This is a genomic window from Lacibacter sp. H407 (assembly GCF_037892605.1).
Classification (GTDB): Bacteria; Bacteroidota; Bacteroidia; order Chitinophagales; family Chitinophagaceae; genus Lacibacter.
In genome coordinates, this window is record NZ_JBBKTU010000001.1 from 1,361,797 (window position 1) to 1,378,190 (window position 16,394).

The window sequence follows — 16,394 nt, forward strand, 5'->3', positions numbered from 1 at the left end:
ACAATTTATTTTCCAAATGCATTCCAGCCCTGAGCTGTTAATGCATATTTATTACCGCCTCTGGTAAGAATGTGAGCGCCTTCTTTTTGTTCGGCCACATATCCTACCACACGAATGCCATTGACATCTTTTATTTTATCATAATCTGCTTGCGACAATGTAAAGATCAATTCATAATCTTCACCGCCACTTAAAGCACAGGCGGTAGGATCGATCTCTAACTTATACGCAAATTCTTTTGCATCCGGATGTACGGGCAACTTGTCTTCGTACAAGACAGCACCTACTCCGCTTTGCTTGCAGATATGTAATACTTCGCTGCTGAGTCCATCGCTGATGTCCATCATTGCAGTAGGAACAATATTTTCTTTTTCAAAAAACTCAATGATGTCTTTTCGTGCTTCCGGCTTTAATAAACGTCCAACAATATAATCCCGGTTTTCTAAGTCGGGTTGTACGCCTTTTGTTTCAAGAAAGATTTTCTTTTCACGTTCCAGCAAAAGCAAGCCCAAATAGGCACCACCGAGATAACCGGTCACGCAAATGAGATCATTCACTTTAGCTGTGCTGCGTTTTACAAATTTGTCAGGCGCCACTTCGCCAATGGCAGTAACGCTGATCACAAATCCTTTTTGGGAAGAAGTGGTATCGCCACCAACAAGGTCTACTCCGTATTCTTCACAGGCCACATACACGCCGTCATAAAATTCTTCCAGCGCTTCCAGGCTGAAACGGTTGCTCACTGCAATGCTCACGGTAATTTGGGTAGGTGTTGCATTCATGGCATAGATGTCGCTCACATTCACCACTACACTTTTGTAACCGAGGTGTTTCAATGGCGTGTACATCAAATCAAAATGGACACCTTCCATCAAAAGATCAGTTGTTACCACCGTTTGTTTTCCGAAATGATCGATCACAGCTGCATCATCGCCCACACCCAAAATAGTAGATGCGTTCTGATGCTCAATATTTTTTGTAAGATGCTCTATCAAGCCAAATTCACCGAGGGTTGATAGTTCTGTACGTTCTTCACTCATTTCTTATTTCAGATTTTAGATTTACGATTTCAGATTCTTTACAGCTTTTTGTTTGTCAGCTTCAATATTCTTCAGCGAGGTGTTGATTGATACAATTATAATTGAGAGCAACTCGTTCGCTTCTTTGTATAATACTCTTAATTCGCTTTTAAATTCATGATTGAATTCTGCCAGCAGTTCGTAAAAGAACATGCTTTCGTCCAGTTCTTCTTCTACTATTCGTAGCTTATTAATAAAATCTGCTTTTGATTTAGCCCTGCAAGCAGCCCTGTAATTTGCTCCGCTTGATGCTGAACATCTTACAAGCTGAGCAATGTGCGACTTGTTGATCAAGTTAACCGGTAGTTTCATACATAACCAGCCAGTTTGTACTGCTAATTCTTTTGTGCGCTTTTTTAATTCGTTTTTATCCATGATGTTTCAGGTTAATCTGCAATCGTAAATCTAAAATCTACAATTTCGCTGAAACTGCATAGTTAAAACATAAGCTTACAATACCTTTTTATTATTCACCACCTCCAACAACTCCTGATGTATTTTCCCGTTCGTTGCAACCAAATGCGGTTGATACGGCGAGTAGTGAGTGCCTTCGAAATCGGTAACAGTACCGCCTGCTTCTTCCACCATTAAAAAACCGGCAGCGCTATCCCATGCTTGTAATTTATGTTCATAAAAACCATCAAAGCGACCGGCAGCGACCCAACACAGATCAACGGCAGCACTTCCTAATCGGCGAACGGGCACTCCTTTGCGAATGAAACGCTCAAACACCTGCAACGGACCATTCGGCATATCCAGATACGTATAAGGGAAACCGGTTACCAAACAGGCTTTGATGAGTTGATCCTGATTGCTCACATGGATCTGTTTATCGTTGAGATAAGCGCCTTGACCACGTTCTGCAAAAAAGAATTCGTTCATGAATGGATTGTACACAGCACCTAAAATCATTTTCCCTCCGTGCTCCACTGCAATACTTACACAACAAATGGGTATACCGTTGGCAAAGTTGACCGTACCATCAATTGGATCGATGATCCATTTGTAGGAAGAGTCTTGTACAATTTCGCCGGCTTCTTCACTTAATATATAATGTTCAGGAAAATTTTTCCGGATCACTTCAAAAATAGCCCGTTCAGCTGCATGATCGGCTTCGGTTACAAGATTGTTGACGCCTTCTTTGTGATGAACTGCAAACTCGTTGTTGAAAAAATGAGTGAGTTGTGCTGCGCCAGCCTTTGTGGCTTCAATGAGGGTTTGTTTAAGCATGCGCAAAGATAACCCCGGCAATACAGATTTGAGATTGCAGATTTTAGATTTTAGATTTGGGCTTTATCAGCCCATGCAACTTTCCATTATCATCGTCAATTACAATGTCAAATTCTTCCTGGAGCAGTGTTTGCTTTCGGTGCACAAGGCTGTGGATGGCATGGAAGCAGAGGTGTTGGTGGTGGATAATGCGTCAACCGATGGAAGCCGTGAATACCTGGAACCAAAATTCAAGAACACTTGTTTTATATGGAATATTGAAAATGTTGGTTTTGGAAAGGCGTGCAATCAGGCATTGAAACATGCAAGGGGTGAGTATATTTTGTTTCTCAACCCCGATACGGTTGTGCCGGAAGATTGCTTTGAAGCATGTATCTCGTTTTTCAAACAAACAACAAATGCCGGGGCATTAGGCATCCGCATGCTGGATGGAAGTGGCAAGTTTTTACCGGAGAGCAAGCGCTCATTTCCATCGCCCGCCACTTCGTTTTATAAATTGAGCGGATTATCGTACATCTTCCCGCATTCAAAAACCTTTGGCCGCTATCATCTTGGCTATTTGAATGAACATCAAAATCATGAAGTAGATGTATTGGCAGGTGCGTTTATGATGATTCCGAAAAAAGTGCTGGATGAGGTTGGAAGTTTTGATGAGAGCTTTTTCATGTATGGAGAAGATGTGGACCTGAGTTATCGCATTCAAAAAGCCGGATACAAGAACTATTATTTCAGCGAACGATCTATTCTTCACTTTAAAGGGGAGAGTACCAAAAAAGCATCAGCGAATTATGTGCGGATGTTTTACGATGCAATGAGCAGGTTTGTACAAAAACATTATTCATCGTCCAGTGCCGGATTGTTTACAACGCTCATCAATGCCGCAATTTGGGTAAGAGCGTTCATGAGTTTAGTAAAGCGGTTTATTCAACGTGTGGGACTTCCGCTGTTAGATGCAGCGCTGATCTTTTTCAGTTACCTGCTGTCGAAATTTGTATGGACGAAATTTGTTCGTCCGGAAATTGTGTATCAAAACAAATTATTATGGATCTCGTTCATCGTTTTCTCCTTCCTGTTTTTAATTGTGAGTTATTACACAGGGTTGTACGATAAACAGTTTCGATATAAAAATCTCTGGCGCTCCACGTTTATTTCATTGCTCATCATTCTGGCAGCTTATTCATTGTTGCCGGAAGAATATCGTTTTTCAAGAGGGATGGTGTTGATGGGTTCATTTTTCAGTTATGTGCTGTTGTATGTATGGCGAAGGCTGTTACTGAAAACAGATGTTTTGGAAAGAGCAGTGGAAGAAGATGATTATTTTTCATTGGTTGCCGGCACGGAAGAAGATCTGCAAAAAGTAAACAATCTGCTGCATCAATACGGACGAACACAAACCATACAGGGTTTTGTGAGTCCGTTGAACGAAGAGCATGCATTGGGAAACGTTGCCGAGTTACAACAGTTGTTGCAAAATACACCAGCAAATGAACTCATCCTTTGCCAGAGCAATTCACTTTCGTTTGCACAGATCATTGAGTTGTATGAACAAACAGGCAAGCAGGTAAAACTCCGGTTACACGCCGAAGGAAGTGAAAGCATAATTGCCAGCGATTCGAAAAACGAAGCAGGCGAGGTGTTGCATCATCAACATTATCGTTTATCACAATCGGTGAACCTGCGTTTAAAACGGTTGATCGATCTATGCAGTTCATTATTTTTTTTATTGAGTTTTCCAATTCATTTTATCATTCATAAAAATCCGGTTGGGTTCTTGCAAAATAGTCTTCAGGTATTCTTCAACCAAAAAACGTGGATCGGGTTTTCAGCTATGCGTCCGCAATTGCCGGTAATACATCCATCAATACTTGGCCCTGCGGGTTTACCTCACAGCCGATATACATTAAAAGAAGAAGGGTTGTTATTGGCCGACGAATGGTATGCAAGGGAATATGAACCGCTTTACGACCTGAAGATCATCTTTACGAATTATCAAAAATTAGGCAGTAAGTAAGGCCCTGAGTTACTACTTTTGTCAACATTGAACGGTACGCATGTCAATATTTGAAATCAACCTCCCTAAGTCAGTCAGTAAAGCACTCAATCTGCCGGTCAATTCACCGAAACGTCAGCAGATCAAGGTGCTGAAAAAGCTGTTGAAAAAAGCGAAGCATACAGGCTTTGGTCAGAAATACCGGTTTGATGAAGTGCTGAACAGCCGACATCCGGGCAAACGTTTCCAGGAGCTTGTACCGGTTCATGATTACAACAAGATCTACAAAGATTGGTGGCATAAAACACTGGAAGGGCATACCGATGTATGCTGGCCGGGCAAGATCAAATATTTTGCCCTAAGTTCCGGCACCAGCGAAGCTGCCAGTAAATATATTCCGATCACCAACGATCTGATGCAGGGCAACCGCATTGCCATGATCAAGCAACTGCTCTCATTACGTACGTATGAAAATTTGCCGGTACGCAGTTTGGGAAAAGGCTGGTTGATGTTGGGCGGCAGTACCGATCTGCAAAAAGGGCCGGGTTATTATTCAGGTGACTTGAGTGGTATTACGGCGAAGAAAATGCCGTTCTGGTTCAGCCCGTTTTATAAGCCCGGAAAGAAAATTGCGAAAACCAAAGACTGGAATACGAAACTCGATTATATCGTAAACGAAGCGCCCAACTGGGATATTGGTTTTGTAGTGGGTGTACCAGCGTGGATACAGATGTGTATGGAAATGATCATTGAGCGTTACCAGCTCAAGAACATTCATGAGATATGGCCCAACCTTGCCTTTTTTGTACATGGCGGCGTATCGTTTGAACCATACAAACACGGCTTTGCCAAATTACTCGGTAAACCATTGATCTATATTGAAACCTATTTGGCGAGTGAAGGGTTTATTGCTTACCAGGCAAGGCAGGATGCAGATGGTATGCGCCTGGTAACCAACGAACATATCTTCCACGAGTTTGTTCCGTTTGAGGATAAAAATTTTGATGCGGATGGAAATATTGTTGAAAAGCCGGAAGCATTGATGTTGCACGAAGTGGAAGAAGGAAAAGAGTATGCGTTGTTGTTGAGCACAAGTGCAGGCAGTTGGCGTTATTTGATTGGCGATACGGTTCGTTTCACCAACAAAGAAAAATGCGAGATCGTTATTACAGGTCGCACCAAACACTTTTTAAGTTTGGTTGGTGAGCACCTGAGTGTTGATAATATGAACAAGGCCATTCAACTGGTGAGTGAAGACATGAATATTTCGATTCCTGAATACACCGTGGTAGGCGAACCACATGGTAATTTCTTTGCCCACCATTGGTATGTGGCCTGTGATGATCATGCAAATGCAGAGGAGCTGCGTACAAAAATTGACAATGCGTTGAAAGAGATCAATGATGATTATGCAGTGGAACGGGGCAGTGCATTGAAAGATGTGTACCTGGATATTTTGCCCGAATCAAGTTTTATGGAATTCATGAAGCTGAAGGGAAAACTTGGGGCACAACATAAATTTCCAAGAGTGTTGAAAGGAAAAATGCTGGCCGATTGGCAGCAGTTTTTAACAACGGGTAAATTGTAGGGAATCAATTCACAGCTAGCGTTTATCATACAGTTGTGATGATCTGTTACAATCCGTTTGATCTGTATCTCTATCAATCCATCATCAAACATGACTGAAGCAATCATCAAAGGTTTGGCATTGGGTTTATTACTGGCCATCAGTATGGGTCCGGTAATTTTTTCCATTATTAAACAAAGCATCAGTAATGGGCATAAAGGTGGATTAAGCTTTGTATTTGGTGTAGCGGCAAGTGATCTTACGCTCGTTCTCATAAGCAATGTATTTACTGAATTGTTTAACCGCCTGCTCAAATTTGAAAAAGTGATCGGGATGGGTGGCAGCATTTTGCTGATCGGTATTGGCGTTTACTTTCTCTTCTTTAAAAAAATGCAGGCCAGTGATCTGGGCGATGGTATTGAAATGAAACGGAGTGCCGGTGATTATGTCCGCATTTTTTTCGCCGGTTATTTCATGAACACCCTTAACCCAACTGTGATCGCATTTTGGTTTACATGGGCCACAGCGTTTATTACTATGCCGGTTACCGAACGCATTGCTACCTTTGCGGCATGTTTAGCTGTTGTGTTAATCGCTGATCTGTTGAAAGTATTTTTGGCAAATCGTTTGCGAAGCAGACTTACCTTAAAAATGATCACCCTGATCAATAAAATATCCGGAACAATTTTAATTGTGTTTGGTTTTATACTGATCATCGGGATATTGTTTTATAAAAACAATGGCTAAGCTGTATTGATCGTTACTTCTTAACAAAGCATTTGATTTTTCTGTTGTTCTTTTATCGCCAGTACATGAAATCAATCTTTCTGTTTTTGTTTCTTTCCATTGCAGCCACACAGGCAGAAGCACAATTCAATGAACTGGTGCTGCGCAAGAATGGTATTGCCAAAAAACGTTATGCAGAAGGAGCGGTGATCGCTCTTCAAACCAAACTCGGATTAAAATTCAGCGGCACTATTTATCTCATCCAGAACGACAGTATTTATTTTGCAGATGGCGGTATTCATAAACGTGATATTGCCATCGTGTTTAAAAAACCTTCAAAAAAACACCGCATCATTCCCTTCAGCAACGAAGCTTTTTTGTACAGCAACCTCGGTATCCCATTGTTTACGGCAGGGCTTGTGATCAGCGGCGAACCATTGTTAAATTCAGTGCTCTCCGGTGTGGCATTGGTTTACATCCCGGTTCTGTTGTACAATGCACAACAACTTATTTTTAAAGGAAACAAGCGTTACCGTATCGGTAACAAGTATGATCTTCAGGTGCTGGATCTTTATCCATCCGAAAATCTTCCTGAAAAAAAACAGTGATGTATATTGCAGCAATGGCGGCAAAAAAATCCAATACCGGTACAACAACTTTTTTCCAACGTACGCTTCGTTTCCTGAAGCGTTTATTCATCATTTTGTTTATTGCACAGTTTGTTTATATCATCCTTTTAAAATGGATCGATCCTCCAATAACGATCACCCAGCTTGTAAGCGTACTAAAAGGTGAAGGATTAAAACGTGACTATATCAACATCGAACAGATGAGTAGTCATGCACGGCTTGCAGTAATTGCTGAAGAAGATCAGTTGTTCCCCGATCATGCGGGCTTTGACTGGAAGCTGATTGAAAAGGCACTGGATCATAACGAAAAAAAACCTACACGTATCCGTGGTGCATCTACCATTTCACAGCAAACAGCGAAGAACGTTTTTTTATGGCAGGACCGCAGTTGGTTCCGTAAGGGGTTGGAAATGTACTTCACTAAAATGATCGAATGGATATGGGGCAAGAAACGGATACTGGAAGTATATCTCAACGTGGTGGAAATGGGCAAAGGCGTATATGGTATTGAAGCAGCAGCAAAGCAATATTATAAGAAGTCTGCAAAGCAACTTACACGTGTAGAAGCTGCACAAATAGCAGCTTCATTACGTAATCCAAAAAAGTACACAGTAAAACCTTTGACGCAGCAAGTTGCAGTACGTTCGCAATGGGTTTTGCGGCAAATGAATAATTTAGAAGGCGATGCAGATATTCAATTGTTGATAAAGGATGCTGTGCAACCAAAAAAAGAACAGAAGAAAAAACGATCAGCGAAGTAAAGCATCTACAGCTTTCACAGCTTTGTCGAAACGCTCATCAAAATTCCCACTTACAATACTCCAGGGTGTAGTTTGTTGTTGCAGGAGTTCTTTGTATACAGCAAACAGATCATTCCGCACTTTTTGCTCCGGATATTCACGAAGTTCATCTTCCACCCATGGAATATCGGGTTTACAAAGTAGATAGAGATCGTATTTCTGTTGTTTCAGTTCCTGCAGTATCCATGGATCGCAGGAGCCAAATACAACTTCGCTCCATACTTTCATTACATGCATATCTGTATCAAAGAAGATCGTGTTCACTTGTTTTGCAAGAGCGTCGGCAGTATATTTTTCCGCCAGCTCGGTTTGATTTTTGGCGATCACCAATAAATCATCCGCAGTATAAGGCCTTCCCAACATCAGTAAATATTCCCGTGCATATTCAGGACACCACACCGATCGGTAATGCTTTGCCAATCGTTCGCTCAAAAAAGATTTACCTGTAGATTCCGGGCCGAGTAGAACAACTTTCTTCGGGAAATTCATAAAGGTTGCAATGTAACGGGTGATGCAATACAAAACAAGGGTAATTCTTCTATCGTAATTTTACTCTTCTCTTCCATTCTGCCAATCCAAAAAAGGCCATGATCAATAACACCACATAAAAAACACTGGTAAACACATATTGTTTCACAAAGTACAAAGGAGCTGAAGCGATATTGGTTGCGATCCACCAATACCAGCTTTCGATTTTCTTTTTTGCCATAAGCCACATGCCGGTGAAAGCTGTTGCAGCTGCGAACGAATCGGCCCAGGGGATTGCACCGGGCGCAAAGTTCTGTTTAAGATAATACAACGAAACGTATAATGCAAGGTAAAAACCAGCGAAGAACAAAAGTTGATAAACAATCCAGCGTTTATTTGAGTAACTGATATGTAACACCTGATGATGCTCGTTGTCTTTTTTTGCCCACAACCACCAACCATAAATACTCATTATGGTGTAATAAATATTCACTGCCGCTTCGCCCAGCAAGTGCTGTTTATAACTCAGCCAGATATAAATAGTGGTACTGATAAGGCCCACAGGATAAACCAAGATATTTTCTTTACGGCTGTACCAAACACTGGCAATACCGGAAAATACAGCAATGTATTCGGGTAAGGTTGTTGCCTTCATTCCCGTTACAAATTGCTGCCAGATAGTATCGATCATTTTTCAAAAATGCATTGAAATTTTCAGATTGAGTGCTAAAAAATTTTCGGGCATCTTTGCAAAAATTGCTTGTATGAAGATTGCTGTATTAGGTGCCGGTATGGTAGGCCGTGCCATTGCACTTGACCTAGCCACAATATTTGATGTTACTTCGTTTGATGTAAGTGAACAAAATCTGCAATTGTTACAACGCAGAACAGCCACTGTAAAAACGGTTGTTGCCGATCTTGGTAAAACGGATGCTTATTCCTCATTCTTACAACCCTTTGATATCGTTGTTACTGCTGTGCCCGGTTTTATGGGTTTTGAAACATTGAAAGCGGTGATCAATGCAGGGAAGAATGTGGCAGATATTTCTTTTTTTCCTGAAGATGCATTGCAGTTACATGCATTGGCAAAAGAAAAAAATGTAACCGCTATTGTTGATTGCGGCGTTGCTCCTGGCATGAGTAACTGGATCATTGGACGCTACAACACCGAAATGAAAATTGATGCATTTGAAATTTATGTTGGTGGATTACCCTTGCATCCACAACCACCTTTCTTTTACAAAGCGCCTTTCTCACCCATTGATGTAATTGAAGAATATACAAGACCTGCACGATTGAAAGAAAACGGAATTATAGTAACGAAACCTGCGTTGACCGATCGGGAGTTGATGCACTTTGATCGTGTTGATACGCTGGAAGCTTTTAATACCGATGGCCTACGATCCTTATTGTTTACAATGCCACACATTCCAACGCAGATTGAAAAAACCTTGCGTTATCCCGGTCATGTTGATTTAATGATTGCACTTCAGCAAAGTGGATTTTTCAGTACCGAGAAAATGATGATCAACGGAAATGCAGTTTCGCCCATGCAACTTACCTCGCAACTACTCATTGATCAATGGAAGCTCGGTGAAACAGAAGAGGAATTAACGGTGATGAAAGTGATTGTACACGGTGAAGGGAAACTCATCGAATACGAACTCTACGATCAATTCGACACTACCACACAAACTTCCTCCATGGCACGTACAACAGGATATGCCTGTACAGCCGTTGTTCATTTACTGGCGAGGAGCATGGTTACAAAAAAAGGTGTGTTTCCACCGGAGCTGCTGGGCGATGATAAAAACTGTTTTGATTTTGTATTGAAGTATTTGGCGGAAAGAAATGTGAATTGGATAAAGAAAACATCATAAAACTTTCATTGGCCCGGTTTGTGAAGAAGCTATTTTTGAGTTAGATTTACCAACTCAAATAAAAACACAAATAGTATGATACGTCACGCATCGGCCGTTTGGAATGGCACAGGAAAAGAAGGTAACGGACACCTTACAACGCAAAGCACCGTTTTAACTGATACACAATATTCTTACCTCTCCCGTTTTGAAAGCGGTGTTGGTACTAATCCTGAAGAATTAGTAGCAGCTGCACATGCCGGTTGTTTTAGTATGAAATTGAGTTTTGTATTAGGTGCAGCAGGATTTACACCTGAAAAAATTGATACAAAATGCGAGATCACATTTGTGGATGGTACCTTGTCGAAATCACACCTGATTGTATCTGCCTCAGTACCAGGTATTGATGATGCAAAATTTCAGGAGTGTGTAAAAGACGCTGAAGCAAACTGCCCTATCTCAAAATTATTAGGGAAAGGATTGGAGATCAGCAGCACCGCAACACTTGTTGCATAAATTATAGATCATTATTTATACAGCCGGTTTTCAATTGAAGACCGGCTGTTTTATTTTAGAGTATGGAAAAAGTAAATCTTGCCGAAAAGTTCAACCTGTTTACAGAGCACTGGAGTCCTCAAATAGCTGGCGAGTTAAACGGGCAACATGTAAAACTGGTAAAGTTCAAAGGTCCGTTCACCTGGCATCATCATGAGCATGAAGATGAATTATTTTATGTGGTGAAAGGAAGTTTTGAAATGGAATTTACCGATCGTGTTGTAACAATCAATGAAGGTGAATTTATTATTGTTCCGAGAGGCGTTGAACACCGGCCCAATGCCAAAGAAGAAGTACAGGTGTTATTATTTGAACCCGCCACTACATTGAATACAGGCAATGTAGAGAATGCGTTTACAAAGAAAACGTTGGGTCGATTGTAAAGAAATGTATTTCTAAATTGATCCGTTTGTTGCATTTAGTTGTTGTTTGCAGTAAACACAACAAACAGGATCCTTTTACCAGCAATCATGTAAAACTTATTGCATGTTTGCTAAATATGCTTCGAGTTGATCCATTGTTCCACCAAAACCCTGCTCCATACTTGTGAACATTGAGTAATACGTATTCTCTTCTTCTGCACTTGCATTGATGGGATATCCTGTCAGGTGTAAAGTAGTGGCGCCATTTTCTTCTGTAAGCGTCATGATGTTCATCACTTGTTTTGGAAAAACCAAACCCGGAAAAGGTGCCTGTATAATTTCTCCTGCTTCGTTAGCGAATGAATTGACCCATTCAATACGATTCGGTTCTTCAATTGCCACATAATGAAATACACCATAACGAACAGCATCAGCAACCTTCATGCTGTAGTGGAAAATTCCTTTGGGACGAAAATCGAGTTGCAACACATCAACAGACATACCTTTTGGTCCCCACCATTTGGCTAATGCTTCTGCATTTGCAAATGCATCAAACACCTGTTGCTTGCTTGCTTTGAATGTGCGTGTAATTGAAAACTGTTCTTTAACTGTTGACATGATGATAGTTTTTATTGTTTGTTGAGATATTGTTCAAGACTGTTGAGAATAATTTCGTTCCATCCATTGACGAAATTAGTGCTGGCCAATGCAGGTTCATTTGCATCAAACGGTTCAGCAAATTCAAAACGGAAGTTGAGTTTGGTTGTAGCCGCATCTACTTCACTCAGTTCCCAATAAGCAATGGCTTTGCCGCTATAACCGGGGTAGGCCCACGTATGCACTAATTTTTTATTGGGGATGATCTCCAGCATTTCACCACGGTGTAGCCATTGTTTGTCTTTGAGATCACCGGCATACCAATCGAATGAATGTCCAACGTTTAATTGAAACTGTCCTTTAAAATCAAAATACCAGTTACGCATGTGTTGCTCTTCCGTAATAGCAAGCCATACAAGAGCAATGGGTGCTTTGTAAATTTTTTCGAGTACAATATCGTTTGCCGTTTGCATGATGATGTGTTTAATGGTTAAAGTTGTTTGTTCAATAACTGTACCTGTTGTTGAAGGTAGAGTTCCAGTTTATCTATATTCTGTTTCAATCCTTCATCAGCTTTAAATGTTTTTACCACTTGTATAAACTGTTCTTTGCTTTCGAACAACATATGCCAGTTGATCTGTGTTTGCTTGCCAAGTTCTTCAAATTCAATCGTGGTTAAAAATTTCGGTCCGCTCACATGATCGTACACGATCTTTTTGTGCTTCACAATTTCCTTAAACACGATTTTATTTTTATAATCAGTACCATCAGGTCCGTGCATGACCAAGTCCCATTCACCACCTGGTTCTATTTCCATTTTAGTGATCGTGTTAGTGAAGCCGTTTGGTCCCCACCAATGCTTGATATGTTCGGGGTCGGTAAATACTTCCCACACCAGTTCAACAGATGCATTCAGCAAGCGTGTTAAACGAAGTTCCCGATCTGCGGTACTATTTTCTACAGACATGTTTTTCGTTTTTGTGATGATTAATTTGAGCGTTCAATGTATTGTGCCAGTCGCTCAATATTCTGTTGCAGACTTTCGCCTACTTTGTATACTTCAACAAACTGATGATATTCTTCCTTTGTTTCAAACAGCATTTCCCAGTGCATCACAGTTGTATCATCCTTCGGTTCAAACTCGATTGTTGCAATAAAGAAATGACCGCTGATATGTTCGTATACGATCTTCTTGTTTGTTACAACTTCTGTAAACACACTTGTATTATCATAATCCGTACCATCTGGTCCGTGCATTACCAATAACCATTCGCCGCCGGGCTGCAGATCCATTTTTGTAATGGTATTCGTAAAGCCATCAGGCCCCCACCAATGTTTGATGTGATCCGGATTACTCCACACTTCCCATATTTTTTCAACAGGAGCATGGAGCTCTTTTGTTAATCGGATGAAACGACCAGCTTTGTTATTTTCTGCGGACATTCTTTTTTGTTTTTGGTTGCTGTTGAATTTTTTCGAGATAAGTTTCCAATGCATCCAGTTTCTGTTCCCAGAATTGTTTGTACTGCTCGATCCATGCCGATACTTCGTTGAGAGCATCCAGTTTTGCTTCGCAATAACGCTCACGCCCTTTTTGCTTAATGATAATGAGGCCGCACTCGGTCAATATTTTCACGTGCTGCGAAATAGCCGGCCGGCTAACATTAAAATTTTCAGCGAGGGCATTCAGATTCTGCGGTTGTTTCACCACCAGCCCGATAATTTCCCTGCGTGTTGGGTCTGCAATTGCCTGGAACACATCTCTTCTTGCTTCGTATGCCATAATAATGCGTAAGTATTTACTTACACAAATATATATGTAAGTATTTGCTTACGCAAGTTTTTGGAGCAATTTTTTTTTGCATCACACCTCAAACGCAACAGATTGCCCTTTTTTGATCAGTTCCGCTAAGGCACCTATTTATAGTAAACAATAGGATGAATAAAAAAAGAAGAAGATTGAAAATCAACTTAAAAAGAGTACGGAAATTTGATTTTCTAAAGTGGATAGGCCTTATTCACAAATTGATTGAACTTTTCCAAATGATAGCAAATTGGTTCTAATATAGCGTGCGGGCCACCTTTATCCTTTGACAAGCTTAGGTAAGAATGACTAACCCTTGCCTCAGATGAACTATTTTTGCCGGATGCGTTTGTTACTCACCACCCTTAATGCAAAATACATTCACCTCAACTTGGCGATCCGGATCTTGTATGAGTTGAATAAGCACCACGAACGTTTGTCGTGGAAGGAATTTACCATTCGCATGAATGTGGATGAAATGGCGAAGGAGTGTGCCGAATATGATGTGGTGGCGTTCAGTTGTTATATCTGGAACATTACACAAACATTGAAAGTGGCGGAGCGCATCAAAGCCATCAACCCCAACTGCAAAATTTTACTGGGCGGACCGGAAGTGAGTTATGAGTGGGAAGAGATCATTGCGCATGATTGCATTGATTATATTATTTGTGGCGAAGGTGAAATCCCGTTCCATGAATTTTTAACGCATTACCCGAATGTGGAAGCTGTTCCCAATCTTGTGTATAAAGTTGATGGTGAAGTTCGTTACGAAGAAAAAGGCGTTACGTATGATGTAAGCAATTTCATTGGTGTAAATCCATACATCAACGATCCGGTTGAAGACTTGTACAATAAGGTTTGTTATATCGAAACAAGCCGGGGCTGTCCGTACAAATGTGGTTTCTGCTTGGCCAGTCTCGATAACAATGTGCGTTACCTGCCAATGGCTGATATAAAAAGCAACCTGCTTTATTTAATGACACATGGCCGTGTGATCAAATTCCTCGACCGTACGTTTAACATGAAGCGTGATTTTACATTGGATGTGTTTCAGTTCATTCTCGACAATCATAAGCCGGGTAATGTATTCCAGTTTGAAATTACGGCTGATATTCTGCATGCAGATATTATCAAGTTCATTAATGAGAAAGTGCCGAAAGGTTTGTTCCGTTTTGAGATCGGTATTCAAACCGTCAATCAAAAAGCAAACCTCGAAGTAAGCCGGAAACAGAATTTCGAAAAAACAAAAGGCATCATCAAACAAGTGCAGGATGTGGTGGATCTGCATCTTGATCTCATTGTTGGTTTACCGCTCGATTATTTTGAAGATATCAAATACAGTTTCGAAGAAGTATTCAAACTCTTTGCACCTGAATTACAATTGGGCTTCCTGAAATTTTTAAAAGGAACACCGGTGCGTAAAACAGCCGCAGCACATGGTTATATCTACGATCCTGTTGCACCTTACCAGATTATCGAAAGCAAATACATGAGCAAAGAAGAACTTGAGCAAGTGACACTGGCAGAGGAAGCTTTGGAAATATACTGGAACAAGCCACGAGCCATCAACACATTGAAATATGTTACGGCGTATTACAGTGAGTTCGATTTCTTACAAAGCCTTGGCAATTACTTCAACGATCACTGTGATCTTCACAAACATGATCTGAAAGATGTGTACACAATCTTATTTACCTATGCAAAAGAAACTTATCCTGAAGATGCCGTGTTGCAACAGCTCATCAGCATCGATTATTACCTGCAACATAAAATAAAACCTGTTTCACTTTTATTACCGGAAGTCGATGCACCTGCAAAACAACAGTTGATCGAAGAACATAAACTGAATCATCACAAACTTCGTTTTGCGATGTTGCCCATCAATTTTAACTGGACTGAATTTGTTGAGCACAATCATATACTGTCAGCGGAAACAACAATGGTGATTGCGTTTGATGGGAAGAACAAGCCAAAAGTGTTGGAAGGAATTGGCATCAATAGAGAGCGTTGGTAAGATCAAGCATTTTACTTTTTTATAACCTTCAGGTCTTTAAAATATCCTTCCGTACCAACATCAACCCATAGTGCGATGGCACCAGAGGCATTGGCTCCGTGCTTCAAATCATTTACGATCAGACAAGGTTGTCGATTGTTATCAAGAAACAGTTTAGCCTGTGCGCCATTTACTTCAATGCGCATGGTGATCCATTTATTCAATTCCATATCGGCATACGATTCATAACGCTCAGGTGCTTCTTTACGAAGACGATCAAACTTATAATCAGGATAGGAATAATATTGAATAGAATGATTTCGTCTTACCTGGTCATTTGCTCTCCCATTGGTAGGACGCAAATAAATACATTCAAATTTTGTATTGTTATCGTTGATGCGAAAAGCAACGCCGATAAATCCTCTTGCAAACTCCGATGCATTTTTTAACAATCTGCTCAAGACTTTTAATTCGATTGTTCCGTTGCTGAATTCAATTCCTTTGATCTTTGCAAAAGTTGGTTCATCAACTGCTTTTATACTTGAATCCTTGACCACTTTTACCACGTCAATCCCCATAAATTTTTCAATGGACAGTGCTACTTGTACAGCTTCTAGTCTGTTAGTATCCAGCCTAATCGTTTGTGCAGTTGAATGAATTGAACTATATATGATTGTAAGGATGAATAGAATTCGTTTCATTGTATTTTGGAAGTTCTGTTATTCTATGTTCTAC

The 16,394-nt window shown here is 40.6% G+C and carries 20 protein-coding genes; 9 read left to right on the top strand and 11 right to left on the bottom strand.

Annotation, left to right across the window (positions count from 1 at the left end):
- Nucleotides 1-5 precede the first annotated feature (5 nt).
- The 3 genes from thiL to WG989_RS05915 all read right to left on the bottom strand — a co-directional run bounded on the left by thiL (nucleotide 6) and on the right by WG989_RS05915 (nucleotide 2,309).
- The gene (thiL, locus tag WG989_RS05905) at nucleotides 6-1,040 is read right to left on the bottom strand and encodes a thiamine-phosphate kinase (RefSeq protein ID WP_340428006.1); all 1,035 of its coding nucleotides are present in this window, start codon (nucleotides 1,038-1,040) and stop codon (nucleotides 6-8) included.
- 21 nt (nucleotides 1,041-1,061) lie between these two features.
- Nucleotides 1,062-1,454: a four helix bundle protein gene (locus WG989_RS05910; RefSeq protein WP_340428008.1), complete on the bottom strand. Its 393-nt coding sequence runs from the start codon at nucleotides 1,452-1,454 to the stop codon at nucleotides 1,062-1,064.
- Nucleotides 1,455-1,529: 75 nt separating this feature from the next.
- Nucleotides 1,530-2,309 (bottom strand): inositol monophosphatase family protein, encoded by a 780-nt coding sequence (locus WG989_RS05915; RefSeq protein ID WP_340428009.1) that lies wholly within the window; start codon nucleotides 2,307-2,309, stop codon nucleotides 1,530-1,532.
- 73 nt (nucleotides 2,310-2,382) lie between these two features.
- On the opposite strand from WG989_RS05915, the gene WG989_RS05920 reads away from it, so the two are divergent.
- The 5 genes from WG989_RS05920 to mtgA all read left to right on the top strand — a co-directional run bounded on the left by WG989_RS05920 (nucleotide 2,383) and on the right by mtgA (nucleotide 7,982).
- Entirely contained in the window at nucleotides 2,383-4,320 is a 1,938-nt protein-coding gene (locus tag WG989_RS05920; RefSeq protein ID WP_340428010.1) for a glycosyltransferase family 2 protein, read from the top strand.
- Between the two features lie 40 nt (nucleotides 4,321-4,360).
- Complete coding sequence (locus WG989_RS05925; RefSeq protein ID WP_340428011.1) at nucleotides 4,361-5,887, top strand: GH3 family acyl-acid amido synthetase; 1,527 nt, start codon at nucleotides 4,361-4,363, stop codon at nucleotides 5,885-5,887.
- Nucleotides 5,888-5,977: 90 nt separating this feature from the next.
- On the top strand, nucleotides 5,978-6,613 hold the full coding sequence (locus WG989_RS05930; RefSeq protein ID WP_340428012.1) for a LysE family translocator: 636 nt from the start codon (nucleotides 5,978-5,980) through the stop codon (nucleotides 6,611-6,613).
- Nucleotides 6,614-6,678: 65 nt separating this feature from the next.
- Nucleotides 6,679-7,200: a hypothetical protein gene (locus WG989_RS05935; protein WP_340428013.1), complete on the top strand. Its 522-nt coding sequence runs from the start codon at nucleotides 6,679-6,681 to the stop codon at nucleotides 7,198-7,200.
- Nucleotides 7,200-7,982, top strand: a complete 783-nt coding sequence (gene mtgA / locus WG989_RS05940) for a monofunctional biosynthetic peptidoglycan transglycosylase (RefSeq protein WP_340428014.1) — start codon at nucleotides 7,200-7,202, stop codon at nucleotides 7,980-7,982. The genes WG989_RS05935 and mtgA overlap by 1 nt, the downstream gene beginning before the upstream one ends.
- Here the strand turns inward: mtgA and WG989_RS05945 are convergent.
- Nucleotides 7,971-8,510 (bottom strand): AAA family ATPase, encoded by a 540-nt coding sequence (locus tag WG989_RS05945; protein ID WP_340428015.1) that lies wholly within the window; start codon nucleotides 8,508-8,510, stop codon nucleotides 7,971-7,973. The two genes, mtgA and WG989_RS05945, sit on opposite strands and share 12 nt — an antisense overlap.
- 49 nt (nucleotides 8,511-8,559) lie before the next feature.
- On the bottom strand, nucleotides 8,560-9,180 hold the full coding sequence (gene pnuC, locus WG989_RS05950) for a nicotinamide riboside transporter PnuC (protein ID WP_340428016.1): 621 nt from the start codon (nucleotides 9,178-9,180) through the stop codon (nucleotides 8,560-8,562).
- A gap of 73 nt (nucleotides 9,181-9,253) precedes the next feature.
- Here pnuC and WG989_RS05955 point away from each other — a divergent pair, with 73 nt between their 5' ends.
- From WG989_RS05955 to WG989_RS05965, 3 genes are all read left to right on the top strand, one after another.
- Nucleotides 9,254-10,369: a saccharopine dehydrogenase family protein gene (locus tag WG989_RS05955; RefSeq protein WP_340428017.1), complete on the top strand. Its 1,116-nt coding sequence runs from the start codon at nucleotides 9,254-9,256 to the stop codon at nucleotides 10,367-10,369.
- A 75-nt stretch (nucleotides 10,370-10,444) separates the two neighbouring features.
- Nucleotides 10,445-10,864: an OsmC family protein gene (locus tag WG989_RS05960; protein WP_340428018.1), complete on the top strand. Its 420-nt coding sequence runs from the start codon at nucleotides 10,445-10,447 to the stop codon at nucleotides 10,862-10,864.
- 62 nt (nucleotides 10,865-10,926) lie between these two features.
- Nucleotides 10,927-11,286, top strand: a complete 360-nt coding sequence (locus WG989_RS05965; protein ID WP_340428019.1) for a cupin domain-containing protein — start codon at nucleotides 10,927-10,929, stop codon at nucleotides 11,284-11,286.
- Nucleotides 11,287-11,382: 96 nt separating this feature from the next.
- Here WG989_RS05965 and WG989_RS05970 read toward each other — a convergent pair whose 3' ends face one another.
- Genes WG989_RS05970 through WG989_RS05990 form a run of 5 tightly spaced genes read right to left on the bottom strand, consistent with a single transcriptional unit; the run spans nucleotide 11,383 to nucleotide 13,645 of the window.
- Nucleotides 11,383-11,883 carry an SRPBCC family protein gene (locus tag WG989_RS05970; RefSeq protein WP_340428020.1) on the bottom strand — a complete coding sequence of 167 codons (501 nt, stop codon included), beginning with the start codon at nucleotides 11,881-11,883 and terminating at the stop codon, nucleotides 11,383-11,385.
- 11 nt (nucleotides 11,884-11,894) lie between these two features.
- The gene (locus tag WG989_RS05975; protein ID WP_340428022.1) at nucleotides 11,895-12,335 is read right to left on the bottom strand and encodes an SRPBCC family protein; all 441 of its coding nucleotides are present in this window, start codon (nucleotides 12,333-12,335) and stop codon (nucleotides 11,895-11,897) included.
- A 17-nt stretch (nucleotides 12,336-12,352) separates the two neighbouring features.
- Nucleotides 12,353-12,829: an SRPBCC family protein gene (locus WG989_RS05980; protein ID WP_340428024.1), complete on the bottom strand. Its 477-nt coding sequence runs from the start codon at nucleotides 12,827-12,829 to the stop codon at nucleotides 12,353-12,355.
- A 20-nt stretch (nucleotides 12,830-12,849) separates the two neighbouring features.
- On the bottom strand, nucleotides 12,850-13,305 hold the full coding sequence (locus WG989_RS05985; protein WP_340428025.1) for an SRPBCC family protein: 456 nt from the start codon (nucleotides 13,303-13,305) through the stop codon (nucleotides 12,850-12,852).
- Nucleotides 13,289-13,645 carry an ArsR/SmtB family transcription factor gene (locus WG989_RS05990; RefSeq protein WP_340428026.1) on the bottom strand — a complete coding sequence of 119 codons (357 nt, stop codon included), beginning with the start codon at nucleotides 13,643-13,645 and terminating at the stop codon, nucleotides 13,289-13,291. Before WG989_RS05990 ends, WG989_RS05985 begins: the two co-directional genes overlap by 17 nt.
- Nucleotides 13,646-13,991: 346 nt before the next feature.
- Between WG989_RS05990 and WG989_RS05995 the strand changes: the two genes are divergently transcribed.
- On the top strand, nucleotides 13,992-15,680 hold the full coding sequence (locus tag WG989_RS05995; protein WP_340428027.1) for a B12-binding domain-containing radical SAM protein: 1,689 nt from the start codon (nucleotides 13,992-13,994) through the stop codon (nucleotides 15,678-15,680).
- An 11-nt stretch (nucleotides 15,681-15,691) separates the two neighbouring features.
- Here WG989_RS05995 and WG989_RS06000 read toward each other — a convergent pair whose 3' ends face one another.
- The gene (locus WG989_RS06000; RefSeq protein WP_340428028.1) at nucleotides 15,692-16,360 is read right to left on the bottom strand and encodes a hypothetical protein; all 669 of its coding nucleotides are present in this window, start codon (nucleotides 16,358-16,360) and stop codon (nucleotides 15,692-15,694) included.
- Nucleotides 16,361-16,394: the final 34 nt, after the last annotated feature.